A 16,041-nucleotide genomic window follows, 5' to 3' on the forward strand; every position below is an offset into this window, starting at 1 on the left:
GAGTACCATTGCCAGCAGTGCGACTACCGCACTAATGATGACCGCGTCGCTGCGATGAACCTGGCCGAACTTGGCCGGCGTTATTTGGCGGGCGACAAAGAGCCGTCGTTTGATTCAAAGAAGCAAAAGAAAACAAAACGGTCGGGCATGGCCTGACTTGACGTCAGGGCGTGTCAGCCGCCCTCGGATGTAACCATCGCGTAGGAGTCGTGAGACGTTTGGACTACTGTTTCTCAACGGTACCAAGAGAAGCACCGATCCACTGGGCATGAGTTGCAAGCTCCCACTTCAACGACTTCGGTCGTAAGTGGGGGTAGTTGACCTTTATGCACTCAAATCGGCCTACTGGTTTGTCTCTGGGCGGCACCAAGAAGGGCGGCAAGAGTTGCAGTGGGTATTTGATACGCTGCATCATATGGGAAAAGAAGGGTTGGGCAAGCAACTGGGGCAGCAGTGGAATAATCTGACGGGGCAGCATATTGAGTATCCCGCACTTTAAAATGAGACCCGCAAATAATAGAATCCAGACTTCTAATCAGTGATTATCAGCAAACCTCTTGCATCCCACCGCTGCTTCAGCCAAAATAAACATATTAAAGATTGGAGTGAAGCATGCATGGATTTCAAAGAAGCACCCTATGTTCGCCCAGATTTCGCTAGTATTAAGAAGCAGTTGGCGACATACACGACTGCGCTGCAAGGCGCTGATGATCCAGATACCGCCCTCGCAGCAGCCACCAGCGCCAATCAGCTGATCAATGACTACAGTTCCCAGGCGATGCTGGCTCAGATTCGGCATTCGATCGATACGAATGATCATTTCTATGATGAAGAGGATACTTACTGGAACGACAATGCGCCGCTTTATGAGAACGAAGAACGCAAATATAAGGCCGCCGTTGTCGCCAGTCCCTATCAGGAAGTGCTGGGTCAGATTTATCCAGAACCAGACATCATGGGGATGAAAAATGATCTGAAGATGGCCAACGAAGCGATTATTCCTCTCCAACAAAAGGATAACGCGCTAATCAGTGAATATTCGAAACTGATTGCCAGTGCCCAAATTGATTTTGCCGGTAAAGTGCTGACCCTGGCGCAATTGGGACCATATATGCAAGACCCCGATCGCCACACCCGCAAGGCGGCCACGGAAGCATACTGGGGCTTTTATACAGCCCACGAAGCGGATTTTGATCGGATTTATGACGATATGGTCAAAGTGCGCACCGAGATTGCCCACACTTTGGGATACAAAGACTATTCCGAGTTGAGCTACGTGTACATGAACCGGTTTGGTTATGATGAAAAAATGGTCGCCCAGTATCGCCAAACGGTGCTGGAAAAAGTGGTGCCGTTGACCCAGAAGCAATACGCGAAGCAGGCCAAACGGCTGGGATTAAATAAGTTGGCATATTACGATTTACCTGTTGCTTTCAAGAGCGGCAACGCTAAACCGCAGGGGACACCGGATCAATTGGTGGATACTGCGCAGCATATGTACAACGAATTATCGCCGGAAACCGGTGAATTGTTTGCACTGATGGTGCAAAACCATCTCTTTGACCTGCTGGCGAAGAAGGGCAAGCAAGGCGGCGGTTACTGTGAATATATTCCGTCCTTAAAGGCCCCCTTCATTTTTGCTAACTTCAATGGGACCTCCGGTGATGTGGATGTTTTGACCCATGAATTCGGGCACGCCTTCCAGACCTATTCAGCCCGGTGGATCAAGGACGGATTGAGCACATTCCCGACTTTTGAGGCGGCAGAGATTTTCTCCATGTCCATGGAATTCATCACCTATCCGTGGATGCACGGCTTCTTCGGCGATGCGGTAGAAAAGTATCAATATAATCACCTGGAATCCGCCTTGGAGTTCTTGCCATACGGGATCTTGGTGGACCACTTCCAGCATGAGGTTTATACCCATCCAGAAATGACCCCAGCAGAGCGCAAAGCAACTTGGCGCAAGCTGGAGCAGCAGTATAATCCAGAACGGGATTATAGCGAGAACGAGGCGTTAGCGCGGGGCATCTACTTCTTCCGCCAGGGCCATATCTTTGAATCGCCGTTCTACTACTTGGACTATACTATTGCCCAGGTACTGGCCTACCAGTTCTGGAAAAGATTCAATGTGGATCACGATCCCGAGGCTTGGCACGATTACACCACCATGGCCCATGCTGGCGGTTCACAGACATTGATGGAACTGATTAAGACCGGCCATTTGGCTTCGCCATTTGAACCCGGCGCGCTAGATGATACGCTGACGGCGATTAGTCAGGCGTTGGACAGTGTAGATGATCAAGCATTAGATAAATAACCAGGGTAGATGAAAAGAGACTGGGACAAAAATCCGAGTCCTGATGGATGTAGTGCCAATGCGGAGCAATCGGAGGCTGAAATGGGCTCAGCTGTGGAAACCACACCGCGCGCGGTTTTTGCGCGCGGATGTGGTTAGGCGTGTTTGAGACCGCGCACTTTGCGGGCTCAAACCGCCGTCACAGCGTTCCAGCCCATTTCAGCCGGAGATTGCGCAGCTTTGGCACGGCTCATCAGGGAGGATTCTGTCCCAGTCCCTTTTTTTATTTCCCTCAGTCAATGCATATCAAACCGTGCGATTCGCCAACGGCAGAGAACAAAGAGAATCGCCGTAATAATGGCTGCGCCCACCCCAGTTTGCCAAACGACTATACCAGTCCACTGCCCCCCGCAAATTGCTGGAAACTGAAGAAGGGATTCCAAAACGTCGCGGGGACAAAGGTCAAAACGCCGGTGATAATCGCCAGCGTGAGCAGAAATAGGGGTATTCGCCGAATCAGCATGGAAAGTAAGACCACTAGCCCCGTCGTGATCCCGGTGGCTAAAAGAGTCGCGCCAATTCCCTGGAGAGTCAGCTGGTGCAACGTGAATACTTGATGCCACTGTCGCAGGCCGCCTTGTAAACGACCATCCGCCAGATAATAGCCGCCCACTTGGCTGACCACCGTCGCCGTGGACATGGCCACAACCAGAAACAGCAATGCCGTGCACCAAGCCCCCAGCCAAGTGATCGTCAGTACCTGCCAACGCCGGCGGGCATGCAGCACCGCAAACGGTAACGGTCCAGCGAGATCACTCAGCCAGGCCCAATTGAATACCAAGCCCAGAATAAACAGCATGATCGGACTCACTATAAATTGCAGAAAGCGTCGCGGAAAGACTGGCAAAGCCAAAGATACGGTGATGGGTTCCGGCGTCTGGTGAGTCCGTTGCAATTCCCGATCCTGGGCAATTTGATCCCGCGCGGCGGTTGGGGTGTAGGGGCCATAGCGGGCCAAGCCCACTGGATCGAGCCGGTAATAGTCACCAGCCAACTGCCAGCGGGTGATATCGGCGGCCAAATATTTTTTGGTTTGTCCTTTTTGGACTGCCTGACGTTTTTGGCTCAATGCAATAATCATTTTGCGGCGCAGTTCCTGCAGCTGATCATTCACTTTGGGCGGGAATTGGCGTTCAGACACATTTTCCATCATATCAAAAGCCACTGTCTGGGCGACCTTATCAAGTTGGGCAGTCTCTTGGTGCCGGTAATTTTCCCTTTGCCACCAGGTATAGCCGCCAAAGCCAGCGACGCATAGAATTGCTAATAAGGCCACGATCCAAATCGTGCGTTGTCGCCAAAACCGCCCCAAGAACCACTGCCCCAGGCCACTCATGATGGCGCCTCTTCATCGGGCAAAGTGATGGTTGTTTGTTGGTGATAGAGCGCTGTATAGCGGGCTTCGACATCTTTTGTGAGATGCTCCAATTGGAGCTGATGATCGACGACAAAAATAATTTCGGTGGTGACCTTGGTCAGTTCGTCTAGGTTATGGGAAGACACAATCACTGTTCGCTGAGTCTTGGACAGAGCGGTGAGGATACTGCGGACGGCCATCGTACTATCGGGATCAAGCCCGTTGAGCGGTTCGTCTAATAATAGTATCGGGGTATTGTCCAGCAGTCCCAGTGCGATGAGCAGCCGCTGCTTTTGTCCCAGGGAATAAGTTCGGACAGCCCGGTGGACAAAGGTGGTCAGCTGCAGATTCTGAATAAACCGGTCAATGTCGGCAGCGGGGCGGCGGCGCTGATGGGCCACGAAACGAAGATGATCCAGCCCCGTCATACTGGGATAGAGCACCCGACTATCCTGTACGTAGGCCACATGTTCAAACACAACGGCGTCACGATTGGGTTGGCCGGCAATGGTGATGGTCCCGTGCTGGGGATGCTGCAGCCCCGTGATTAAATTCAGAAGGGTGGTTTTGCCGCTGCCATTGGGGCCGACTAATCCGTAAATACCGGGATGGTCTAATGTGAGCGTTGCATTTTCATAAACTGGTGTATGCCGATAGCCAAAGATCAAATCTTGAATTGTGAGAATGTCGGTCATCACTTTCGCACTCCCTTCGCCACCGCTGGCCGCCACAGGATCACGACACCGAGGATGAGCAGAGCGGCTAGAAAAATGCTGCCCAGGATCGGCCAATAGAGTGTTTGGGTGGTATCGACAACGGTGGCAATATAGTTGGTGGCAGATGTGTCAATGTTGAGATAGCTAAACGGATTATGGGCGTTGATGGGTAGGAATATCAAAAATGGCCAAAGGGCGCTAAGCACTTGGGTGACCAACGGCTGCTTTACAATGCGGCTGACCAGCAAAATAATGGCGGCATTCAAGCAAATGATCGCCAGCAATAACGCCCCCGCCAACAGCAGATACTGACTGAGCGGCATTAATTCAATCCGCAATGGTGCAAAATAATTCATGGCTTCCCGCAGGCGGACATCGTTGAATAAAGTATCCCAGGGCGGACCAGTGATCCAATGCTGGACAGGATAGCGCAGATCACCAAGACCGGTGCGCATGAGGCTATATCCTAGGAAGAGACCGGTCGCTGCCACCAGACTCACAATCGGAATGGCGATGAGACTCAACCAGCGCGTGGTGACCAGCCGCCACCAGTTAACCTGATGCAGACGGAGGAAGCGAAGACGCTGGGCACCGTTTTGCAACTCCTCAGCGACACCGGTGCCAAATGCCAGATTAATCGTGATTAGTCCAAAGATAATGCCGCCGGTACGGAACCAGTCCCACACTTGATACCAGCCATTTTCGTAGTAAGACGTGGTCATGATTGGAATAATTGGGGCTAACGCCAGTGGCGGATTAACTGACTCTGCAGTTTTGGGATTGGCCAGGAAGGCGATGGGAAACATTGCCGTAATGTGGTTCTTTTGGAGATACATCAATTCATGGCGAGTTGCTTGCACCTCGCCAGCGACGAATCCCAATTGTTCAGCATGTTGGCCACGAATGATTGGTGAAAAATAATGCGTGAAGTCGACAAAAGAAGGAGTGACGGCCTTCTGTTCGGCGGCAGCATTATGCGTGGCCAAGGCATGTTGCTCTTTGACGGCGAGTAAGACGTCAGGAAACTTTTTATAAAGGGCTTTTTTGTCGCGCGTTTTTTTGACTAAAGCCAGCATCCCAGGATACCACTCCGCAGCGGTCTCATCGGCCACTTGGGTTTGTTGATACAGCGAGTATTCGTAATACCCAATGGCGCCCACCAGTAACAGACCAATGACCGTGAATAGAATTGTTGAATGCTTGTGCTGAAGCCATTCCAAAAGAAACATTTGGCCCACCCCACAGTGTGTTGACCATTGCTGAAAGATTCACATATCCACCGCAAAAATACCACGAACATTGAAGGAATACAAACTTCAAGACTCGTGGTATTTTTTTGGGGGGCTGTTAAACAAATTACAGAGAAAGATATTTCCTGAGGTTCTTCTTTTTCACACCGTTGATTCCCCACAACACAGAGATAATCATAGTGAGAATCAAGAACGAGAAAATCATGGCCAGATTGTTGACCGAGAACAAGTTAACAAACAAAGACGCTCTGGCGGTCGTCCGCAGATAGAAGTAATAAAGCGGAATAAGAAGAACAACAGCGAGAACATAGTAAGTGGCAAAAAGGATGGCATTCTCAATGAGGACGATCTGGTTAACAGAACGCTTGGAGTAGCCCAGACTGTAAAGAATTGCGAGCTCTTTGCTGCGGTTCCTGATTTTTGATTTGTTCAGGAAACAGATGATGACCCCTAGAATCAGTGCTAACAGTGCTGATCCGCCAATCAAATAGAACACTAGATTCCGATAAACTTTAGCGTAGGCGCCATTCTTTGTTTCGTATTGCGACATTTGTTGGTACTTGGGAAAAAGTGTCCGAATCTTGTTTGAAATCGAAGGAATATCCTTGGCATTTTTGGCCACGATCAAGGCGCTGCTGTGTCCCGTACCGAGGGCTTGCTGATAGGCAGTGAACGATTTGATCATAGGGGCATTATAAGCACGTGTTTTTTCGTTCTCGGTGAGTACACTGATCGTTTGCCGATAGTCTGCACGCGTGGCCGGCGTTGGACTGGCGACGAAGCGGGTATAGATCTTCAAAGTAGCAGGAACTTGCTGTTGGTAATTTGTGCGATAGACACCAACGATCCGATACGTTTTTTTCGCCGCCTTCACTGAGTTATCTTTGCGGATTGCCAGTGCTAGGGGTTTGTTAATTGCCCTCGCGTAGTCAGCATTGCTCGTGACTTTTTCAGCCAAAATATCCGGGATCAGGAGATCATTTGCTGATTTAGCGGGGCTTTCACCAGCGAGTAAATGAATTTGCTGATAGTTGTAGTTTGCCAACTGGGCCGCAGGAACGCCAAGACTTTCAAAGCTTAAAGAAATGAAATCTGGAGCACTGACAAAACTTGGACTGTCTTTTACAGATATGGGGAGTTCCTTTTTAGCAAGCGATTGGGCGAGTAAATTGTGGCTTTCATCATCGCCGTTAATCAGGCCATTGGAGAACAGTAAGACGTCCGAAACATTCGGGATATCCTGAAGTTGTTTTCGATCAACCTCAGAGAAACCAATGCGCTTACCATCATAAGAGCTGACAATATTGCTCCGTTGAAGTTTCTTTTGGGTGCTGTCAGTCAGTTTCTGTGTATCAATCAGAATTGAACGATCATCGAAGCCGGAAAAAATGGTGTTGAAGCCTGAAAATATGGTCTCTCTGAACATCGTGAAAATAATGCAAAACGACATAATGATCAAAATGATGGGGACGGCTGATAATAATTGATCTGAAAGACTGGCACGAAGCGTGCGTAATACATACTTTATCTTCAAACCCAGACCTGTCTTTTGCGGCGAGTCAGGCTGATACATGCTGTGAGATGCGCCCAAAGAAGCAGATGGTTCTTTCACATCTGCAACCTGTATTTTGCCCCCCACTAACTGGAGAACCGTATCTGAATAGGTCATCACGCGCTTATCGTGGGTGATGATCAGAATTGTTAACCCACTGTCCTTCAATGATGAGATATAACACATTAGCTTCGTGGTGTTCTGGTCATCAAGATTACCGGTGGGTTCATCCAGCAGGAGAATTTCTGGACGATTAATTGTGGCGCGTGCTAATGCCACACGTTGCTTTTGGCCGCCACTGAGATTGCGTACTTTCTTATTTTTAACGGATTCAAGATCAAGCGCAGAAAGTGCATCGTCAATACGTGTTTGCAAATCTGTGTTGGAGAGACGATTTGCAAAAGTCAGGTTATCTTCAACGGTTAAACTGTCCAATAGCTTAAAATCTTGATACACAATTTGCATCTGCGTGCTGCGGACATTATCCCAATCACTGTTGCTAAACTTCCGAGCATCCGCGCTGTTCAGGTAGTAGGTCCCGGAATAATCTTGATCAATACCGAAGAGGATGTTGAGCAGGGTCGTCTTGCCACTCCCACTTTGGCCAATCAGTGTATAAATGTGTGACGATTGATCGATATTCAGAGTGGTATCGCTGAGCACAACATGATCGCCGTACGCTTTTGTCAGATGTGATAGGGATAGCATTTGGTCATCTCCGATCGGTGGATTTTTTGTGGAAGATTTTATAGAGACAACAATTATATTGTCCGGTTGAGGGATGCCCCATGATGGTAGAGAAAATTAAAGAGGGATAAAAAGCTGGGCCTTGATCGATGTAGTGCCAATGCGGAGCAATCGTAGGTGGCAGGGGGCTCAGTGGTGGGAACAGTAATAAACTTGGCCCGGTCCTGGCCAAGTTTATATACTGTTAGGCGACTTTGAGACCGCGCCTCTCAGCGGGCTCAAAGCGCCGTCACCACTTGCTACGCCTGCGGCTACGCACTAGCTGCGCGTCGCAGCCCCCTGCCACCGGAGATTGCGTAGCTTTGGCACGGCTCATCAGGGAGAAACTTGTCTCAGGTCCAATCAAATTGTGATTCATGCTACAAACATAACATACTTTTTTGGACCGAGAAAGGGTTTTCCGGCTTTTCACTAAAATTGACGGCCGCTTGTTTGACTAGGGATAAACGGTATCAGTGACTCAGCTTTCCGGCCCGTCCTTCTTCTGGGTTTTTTTCAAAAAGTCCACCAACGTCGGGTCGACTTCTACCCGCAACTTCGGCTTGTGCGCCGCCTCTGACTGGTCAGGTACCGGTGCATCCTGGGGTAACGGCGCTAAGTAATCACGAATTTCTGCCGTGGTATGCGCCCCGAATTTATCGGGTTGTAACCGGCCGTCTAAGAAATTGGTCAACAAATCGTGCCGGTGTTCAGTGGGGACATAATCCAGCTTGCCGGTGAGCATGCCAAAATCACCGTAGCAGTCCACGGTGGCTTCCGCCCGTGTGATGGCGGTGTAGAAGGATTGAGCATCAACCATAGTGCCAGAAGGGGCGAGGCCGATGAGGACGTGTTTAGCTTGACCGCCTTGGGACTTGTACACGGTGACTGCATAGGCCAAAGCCAGGCGGTTAGTGACACCGCCAAAGCTAAAGTAGATGTACTCGTCATCAATGTGAACCACGAGGAAGTGGCGGCGCGGATCAATGTGGGTAATCACTCCGGTGTCACCGTTGGTAATGATTGTGGTTTGATAATCAACACGGTCGCTGGCGGCCACATCGTCCTCGTCGTCTTTCGTCTGCACGATTCGCTTGTTATCTTTGGGATCAACCAGTTGAGCGCGTCCGTCGTTTTGCAGAACCATCACTTTATCGCCCAAACGAAAAACGTCGGGTTCTTCCGTATCGGGATTGATATACGGGGCGACATATTCCGGCCGGCCAGGGACAGCGGGGCAAGCAAATTGCTGGATGCGCGCATTCATTTGCATCCGGCCCAAAGTACCCTTGTTGCGGTTGACCAATAACAAGAGTTGGCTGGTATCATGGGCGGCACTAAGCCACAGGGAATGATAGGCCGCGATGAGTGTGTTGGCGATGGTCACTTCATCCCGTTGATTATATAACCGCAGTGCGCCAGATAAATAGGCCGGTTGAGCGGCGTTGAATGGTAACGGTTCTCGATTGCGCACTGTACTGGCTAAGTCCAGGATGCCAGACTTGGCCCCTTGCCGATAGACATGGGTGAGGGTGACGGTGGCCACAGCAGCACAGTTGGCCAAATCGGTGAGGAAATTACCGGGACCAATGGCGGGCAGCTGAAAGGCGTCGCCGACAAAGATCAGGTGGCGTTTCTCATACACGATCGACCGCACAATTTCCCATGCCAGATCCGCCGTCAGCATTGACGATTCATCCACGACGACAAAGTCGCTTTTGCCATAGACATCCTGGTTGCCTTGCCGGGTATACGCCGAAAACTCAAAACCCGGCATTAACCCCAGCCGGGCGTGGATCGTCGTCGCCGTGTGGTCGGTGTAATCCCGCAGCACCTTAGCAGCCCGGCCAGTGGGAGCCATCAGGGTAAACTTCCGGTTATGTTTCTCCATGATCTCCACAAAGGCATTGATGATCCACGTTTTCCCGGTACCCGCGGCGCCATTGAGGACCGTAATGCCGTGACTATTCGCGGTGAACAAGAACGCGCGTTGTTCGTCGTCCAGATGAACCTGATGGGCCTCTTCAAACTCGGTGATGGCCGTCTTGAGCTTCTTTTCTTCCAGTACCGGCCAGACCTGTTTATGGGCCTGCTTAATATCGCGGTAAAGGTCGGCCTCTTTAATAAACATCAATAGACTGGTGACCAGCTGATACTCTTCATTGACTAAGAAACCATTTTGCCAGGCCGCTTCCGGTGTGAGCTGGGGATTGACGTCCACGGGCGCGACATCCAAAGCGGCCGTGCAGCGCGCGACGAAGAATTTGATTGATGCAAAGGTGTTGCCCCGGGGCAAGATTTCGGTGTTGAATACGAACTGCATGCCAAACCGAATCCGGCGGGGATCATTGCGGGGAACCCCAGCGGCCAGCGCAAACTTATCGGCGGTCTTGAACCCAATCCCACCGACTTCAATTAAGACGTATGGGTCCGCATCAATTCGTTTAATGGCGCGTTTGGCATCGCCAAAGTGGTCAAAAACATGCTGATAGGCAATGGGGGTGAGCCGATCGCCAAAGGCATCCATTAAGATACTTAAATCGGTGTTCTTCTTCACTAGGGCCTGCAGCTTCAAGAGCGTTTTTTCGCCAATGCCCTTAATCTTTTTATCCAATAAAGTGCCGTTCAATAACAGATCCAAGATTTTCTCGTTGGGCGGCACATTATCAATCAGGCGGCTGAGCGTGGCTGGACTTTTGGACAGCACTTGGCCGAGGAAAGCCCACTGACCGTTGGCGTCTTCGGGGAGACCGTAGTGAATCGCTTTGAGCTGGAAAGAGGGTCGATCGTAACGATGGCTGGCGGGTTCGTCATACAATATGTCCATCTTGACCATGGTGCCGTCGTCATAATGGCCCATTTCGCCACTAATCGTCAACGATCCGAATTTATCCACTGGGATCTGCAAATTGGGATCTAACGGTTCCGCGCCATAGACCCGATAATCGGTGTCACTCCGTTCAAAAAGCTGCTTGGTGATGCGCAGTGCCACATTCTTGAATAATTGCTGGTCATAACCGGCCATCGCCCTCGACTCCCTTCGCTCTTATTATATACGCAAACACATGTACTATTCTTCAGTATACCCGATGGTTGCGGGCAAAAAAAGCAGGCCGTCCCAGATGGGAAACGGCCTGTCGCTTAGACGAGAGACTATTCAAGGTTGATGAAATCGCCAGCGTCCAGTAAAATCTTGACAAACTCGGGCACGGTTTCTGTCCGGTTCCAATCCCGTTGCCATTCGCAGGCTAACTGGGCATTGGAAACGGGTTGTGCACCGGCTTGTTCGACCCGGCGCAGTGCGGCTTCGTGGGCAATGGTGGAAGTGCCGCCCACTGCATCTACGACCGGATAAACTTCATAACCTTCGCGCATGGCGTCCAAAGTCGGGAAGGTCAAGCAGGCTTCAGTCCACAAGGCAGCAATGATTAACTTCTTGCGGCCGGTGGCTTTGACGGCTTTGACAAAGTCCTCGTCCTGCCAGGCATTGATACTGGTCCGGTCGATGGCTTGTTGATCCCCCAAGACGGCCTTCAACTGTGGAATGGTATCCTTGTTGCGGCCGGATTGGACGTTCACGGTCGACAGGACGATCGGTACTTTGTACAGTTTCGCCAACCGAGCGGTGACGGTGATGTTATTGATGAGTTGATGGTGATCCATGGACCCGATGGAATTGATTTGTGTGGGTTGATAGTCAATCACCAGTAATGCAGAATTCTCCGGTGTCAGTAGTTGGTCATACACCGGATCACGACGTGGAAAACTTGTCATTACAAATACCCCCAATGTGTGCGGTTGGGATAAAAGTCTTCTGAGGGAGCCGTGCCAAAGCTCCGCAATCTCCGGTGTCCGGTGGCTGCGAAGCGCAGCAAGTGCGTAGCCGCAGGCGTAGCAAGCTGTGACGGCGGTTTGAGCCCGCAAAGTGCGCGGTCTCAAACACGCCTAACCACATCCGCGCGCAAAACCCGCGCGCGGTGTGGTTTCCACAGCTGAGCCACCTGACACCTCCGATTGCTCCGCATTGGCACTAGATTTACCAGGGTAAGAAAATTATCTCGACCACCTATGTGTCGTTCTAGAAACCACTATCATTTTAGAAGGGAGCGGCGTGAAAGGGAAGAAATATGCTTGTACCGAGTGGGTACGGTGCGTGCTACAATGTAAGCATTCACACTATTTGGAGGACGGTATGGGAATACGGTTAATTGCAGCAGATATGGATGGCACTTTTTTAGATGACAAGAGTCAGTTCAACCATGACCGCTTTAGGCGAGTTTACCGAGCGTTGCGTCAGCAGGATATTCGGTTTGTTCCGGCCAGTGGTAATCAAACCGTCAAAATGCAGCGTCTGTTTGCGGATTTTCCAGAGGTGGACTTCATTGGGCAAAATGGAGCCGAAATAAAGCTGCACGGTGAACCGTTGGCAGCCAAAACCTTTGCGCCAGGAACTGTGAGCAAGATTTTGCAGATCATGTCGCGTTTCCCAGCTGCGCAAGTCGCGGTGTGCGGCATTGATACTGTCTGGATTCGCCAAGATGCTGATCCCGAGTTCGCGGGGAATATGCGGGACTATTATCCTCAGGTCGTCGCAGTACCCACGCTGACTGGCTACACGCAAGGAATTGTGAAGTTCGATATGATTGGCGAACCTGGCGCCATAGACGACATGATGCCGTTGTTGCAAAGCACTTTAGCCGACTTGGCGGTGCCCACGGCCAGCGGCACGGGGATTATCGACCTGATTCAACCAGGCTTGGACAAAGCTTGGGCACTAGAGCAAATCAGTCACCAGTTGAACATCGCCCCCGACGAAATGATGGCCTTCGGTGACGGCGAGAATGATCTGTCGATGTTCCGTTATGTGGGTCAAGCGGTGGCCATGGATAATGCGGCGGCAACAGTAAAAACCGCTGCGAATGCGATTGCACCGGCCAATACTGAGAGCGGCGTGCTCACTTATATTGAACAGAATGTGCTGGGCTAGGATGCAGGTCTTTAAACAAATCGGATAAATTATCGAAATCTCGATATTCTCCGTTTTGCAATTGCTGATGGGCTAGCTCTGTGGCCGTATCGAGTGGGTCAATAGTGGAATGTTTTTCTGTTGTCATCATGCTCACCGCGCAGTCATTGTATCGCACATTGCGCCCATTGGCCTTATACGCGTATTACCAATGCTTAGTAATGTCCAATCGTTCCCCGATTACGCGCTAGTTTGACTGCCCGTTGGAAAACAGTAATACCAATCGACAACCAAAACAGGGTATTAATCAGGCACCAGGCCATCAATGAGGCTGTATCAATTGAGCGGCCAGCAGGATGAAGCAATTCTCGCAACAGACTGAATATGGGATAAAGCGGTACAAAATGGCCAACGAATGCTAGCAATGGGCCACTGGTGTTAAAAGGGATCATAAGCAGAAACACGAAACCAAATTCAAAGATATTCAGGGCTTGGGAAATCCGCTTAAAGACAATCGCTAGGCCCGCCACCAGTAATCCCAGCGCGAATGAAACGATTAACGCCATGATGGCGGGAACGAGTTGGATCGGCTGCACTGTGAGTTGGATGCCCGTGAGCCAAAGAATGCCGAAAAGAACCAACCCAATAAAGAGCAATGACATACCAAGACTTACCGCAGCCCGAATCAGAAATAACTTCAACGGCCCCAATGGTGAGATAAACAATTGCTCCAGCGTGCCGTTTTCAGCTTCTTCCGCAATGCCAAAGCCCATATCACCCACTGTATTTAACACTAACATCCATAGCCCGTAACCAATAATCAGATCGGTCAATCGATTGCCCAGCAATACACCGCCAGCCATGAATTTTCCGCCCAGCGTGAGTGCGTAGAAGCTGATGACAGCCAGAATGATTTGTGCGAGCGTCTCTGTTGGATAACGTTTTTTGATTAATAACGTGCGGCGTAACTCACTGCTCACGGCGATCCACATGGACAGTCGCCCCTTTCTGATGTTGACGAATGACATGTTTAAAAAGTGCGGCCAAATCCACCTGTTGTTTTTCGATGGCAGTGATGGGCAAATGTCCCAGATATTCTAATAGTTCAGAAAGGGGGTGGGTATCCGCCAACGTGATTATCACTTGTGTTGGGGAAACCGGCGCCATGGTTCCCCACCGACCCAATTGAGTGAGTTCGGGACTCATCAATGGTTTGGCAAAACTGAGCGCATAGGTTTCACTGGAAAAGCCGCGGAGTGCACTTTGGGTTTCACCGCGAAAAACAATTGTGCCTTGATCAATCATTAAAACATCGTCCGCAATGGCCTGGGCCACGCTCATATCGTGGGTCGTCAAGAGCACCCCCAGATGGGTATCCGCGACCAACTGCCGGATAATCGTCTGAATTTGCTCGGCCGCAGTCAGGTCGAGGCCTAATGTGGGTTCATCTAGCAATAGCAATTGCGGTTGGTGGATCAACGCACAACAGATGGCGACAATTTGCTGCATACCTCGGCTGAGTGCGCGCACTGGTTGATCGGCTTTGGCGTCTAAACCAAATGTGGTTAAATACGCCATGCCCCTTTTTTGAGCAATTTTTCGCGGAATGCCGCGCAGACCACCCCAATATTCAAAGTTTTCAAGCGGTGACAAACGCCAGTAGATATTGCGGCTGCCCTCTAACACTGCCCCGACAGCCCCTAAGGTTCTGGCGACTGGGTGACCGAGTACCTGAATTGTCCCGTGGGTGGGCGTGATCAGTCCCAATAACATCTTAATCGTCGTCGTTTTCCCAGCCCCATTTGGACCCAGAAAGGCCACGACCCGGCCGGTGGGGACGGTGAACGATACGTCTTGGACGGCGACAAATGGTTGCTGATTCGAGGTGGGAAACTTTTTGCTTAAGTGATTAGCGGATAATAACATGACATCACGCTTTCTATAAATTATCTTGATTATCATCGACCTGTGATGCTATCGTTGAATAAATTACGGATACGTAAGCCAAAGGCAGGGAAAGAAGGGCGTTCAATGACCGCATACGGACAAATTTATCACCGGTTGCGCAAAAACAAGAATGTGACTCTACAGAATGTGGCGCGCGACACCGGCATCAGCAGTGCCGCGATCTCTCGGTTCGAACACGGTATTAATGACATTACACTGGCCAAGTTAGATCCCTTACTGGCGGCAATCCATGTCACCCGCAGTGAGTTTTTCTTCGAACATGATTACGCTCGTGCCACTACCCAGGAAGAAACACCCATGGCCGTGCGGAACTTTATGATCAACTTGGATATGCCGTTTGATCCGGAGTTCCTGAACCAATCGGAGTACAGTTCGCAGGATGCCGATGTCGTTTTGGCGACTATTGCGCGCCGCGTAACCCTGTTTCACAACAATCCGACGCAATATAATCTTTTATTGTTGGCTGACTACCGGGCACTGTACGCCTTCTTAAAACACATCCATGGCGTCTCCGCCGATGCAGAGTTGGCCGAACACAATGTCGGTATTTTGCAGCATTATCTGCTGAATGTGGAGGACTGGGGGGTGTTCGAAATCGAATTATTCATCAGCGCCAGCATGTTTTTTTCTCCGCCGGATAATTTGCAGATGCTGCGGATCGGTTACCGCAAGTCCCAACGCCTGGCGGCCAGCGCCCAATTTCGCCATCTCCAGTTTTGGCTGCTGGCCTCCGACTTCACGGTCCTCTTGGCGCGCCATGATTTACCCGGTGCCGCTCAAGTACTCACCATGCTGCAACAACAAAAATCGGACATCACCTTAGATGGCAATGTCCGTGTGTTGTTCTTTACTGGATGGCTCTCGATCGCCCAAGGTGCAGTGACCACGGGAGAAAAAATATGTCGCAGCGCCATCGCGATCTTTCGCACTTTGCATGATTCAAGAAGCGAACGTATTTGGCAGGGATATCTCGAAAGAATACTCAAAGATCCGACAGATGGTCTCATTCTTCTCAGTGGCGGCTGGGGTTAGAGTCAGACTCTGGTGTGTCCTGGATACAGTGCCAATGCGGAGCAATCGGAGGTGGCAGGGGGCTCAGTGGTGGGAACTGCAATAAACTTGCCCCGGTCCTGGGCAAGTTTATATG

At 50.6% G+C, this 16,041-nt stretch carries 12 protein-coding genes; 4 read left to right on the forward strand and 8 right to left on the reverse strand.

Annotated elements, in window-relative coordinates; genetic code table 11:
• Positions 1-307 precede the first annotated feature (307 nt).
• Together FD09_RS16385 and FD09_RS13150 are read left to right on the forward strand one after the other, a co-directional pair.
• Complete coding sequence (locus FD09_RS16385; RefSeq protein WP_157053822.1) at positions 308-499, forward strand: hypothetical protein; 192 nt, start codon at positions 308-310, stop codon at positions 497-499.
• Positions 500-616: 117 nt separating this feature from the next.
• Positions 617-2,320, forward strand: a complete 1,704-nt coding sequence (locus FD09_RS13150; protein ID WP_057822153.1) for a M3 family oligoendopeptidase — start codon at positions 617-619, stop codon at positions 2,318-2,320.
• Between the two features lie 367 nt (positions 2,321-2,687).
• On the opposite strand, the gene FD09_RS16510 is transcribed toward FD09_RS13150, so the two are convergent.
• From FD09_RS16510 to FD09_RS13180, 6 genes are all read right to left on the reverse strand, one after another.
• A complete protein-coding gene (locus tag FD09_RS16510; protein ID WP_057822154.1) occupies positions 2,688-3,695 on the reverse strand; it encodes a hypothetical protein in 1,008 nt (335 codons plus the stop codon).
• A complete protein-coding gene (locus FD09_RS13160) occupies positions 3,692-4,411 on the reverse strand; it encodes an ABC transporter ATP-binding protein (RefSeq protein WP_057822155.1) in 720 nt (239 codons plus the stop codon). Before FD09_RS13160 ends, FD09_RS16510 begins: the two co-directional genes overlap by 4 nt.
• Positions 4,411-5,661, reverse strand: a complete 1,251-nt coding sequence (locus FD09_RS13165) for a hypothetical protein (protein WP_057822156.1) — start codon at positions 5,659-5,661, stop codon at positions 4,411-4,413. Before FD09_RS13165 ends, FD09_RS13160 begins: the two co-directional genes overlap by 1 nt.
• A 127-nt stretch (positions 5,662-5,788) precedes the next feature.
• Positions 5,789-7,942 (reverse strand): ABC transporter ATP-binding protein/permease, encoded by a 2,154-nt coding sequence (locus FD09_RS13170; protein ID WP_057822157.1) that lies wholly within the window; start codon positions 7,940-7,942, stop codon positions 5,789-5,791.
• A gap of 499 nt (positions 7,943-8,441) precedes the next feature.
• Positions 8,442-10,985: an AAA family ATPase gene (locus FD09_RS13175; protein WP_057822158.1), complete on the reverse strand. Its 2,544-nt coding sequence runs from the start codon at positions 10,983-10,985 to the stop codon at positions 8,442-8,444.
• Positions 10,986-11,113: 128 nt separating this feature from the next.
• Positions 11,114-11,734 (reverse strand): hydrolase, encoded by a 621-nt coding sequence (locus FD09_RS13180; RefSeq protein ID WP_057822159.1) that lies wholly within the window; start codon positions 11,732-11,734, stop codon positions 11,114-11,116.
• Positions 11,735-12,152: 418 nt separating this feature from the next.
• Here FD09_RS13180 and FD09_RS13185 point away from each other — a divergent pair, with 418 nt between their 5' ends.
• Positions 12,153-12,947 carry a Cof-type HAD-IIB family hydrolase gene (locus tag FD09_RS13185; protein WP_057822160.1) on the forward strand — a complete coding sequence of 265 codons (795 nt, stop codon included), beginning with the start codon at positions 12,153-12,155 and terminating at the stop codon, positions 12,945-12,947.
• A 194-nt stretch (positions 12,948-13,141) separates the two neighbouring features.
• Here FD09_RS13185 and FD09_RS13190 read toward each other — a convergent pair whose 3' ends face one another.
• Both FD09_RS13190 and FD09_RS13195 read right to left on the reverse strand, forming a co-directional pair.
• Positions 13,142-13,918, reverse strand: coding sequence for an ABC transporter permease (locus FD09_RS13190; protein WP_057822161.1), 777 nt, complete (start codon positions 13,916-13,918; stop codon positions 13,142-13,144).
• A complete protein-coding gene (locus tag FD09_RS13195; RefSeq protein ID WP_057822162.1) occupies positions 13,896-14,852 on the reverse strand; it encodes an ABC transporter ATP-binding protein in 957 nt (318 codons plus the stop codon). Before FD09_RS13195 ends, FD09_RS13190 begins: the two co-directional genes overlap by 23 nt.
• Positions 14,853-14,957: 105 nt before the next feature.
• On the opposite strand from FD09_RS13195, the gene FD09_RS13200 reads away from it, so the two are divergent.
• Positions 14,958-15,926, forward strand: coding sequence for a helix-turn-helix domain-containing protein (locus FD09_RS13200; protein ID WP_057822163.1), 969 nt, complete (start codon positions 14,958-14,960; stop codon positions 15,924-15,926).
• Positions 15,927-16,041 lie beyond the last annotated feature (115 nt).

It is taken from the genome of Schleiferilactobacillus perolens DSM 12744 (genome assembly GCF_001435585.1).
Classification (GTDB): Bacteria; Bacillota; Bacilli; order Lactobacillales; family Lactobacillaceae; genus Schleiferilactobacillus; species Schleiferilactobacillus perolens.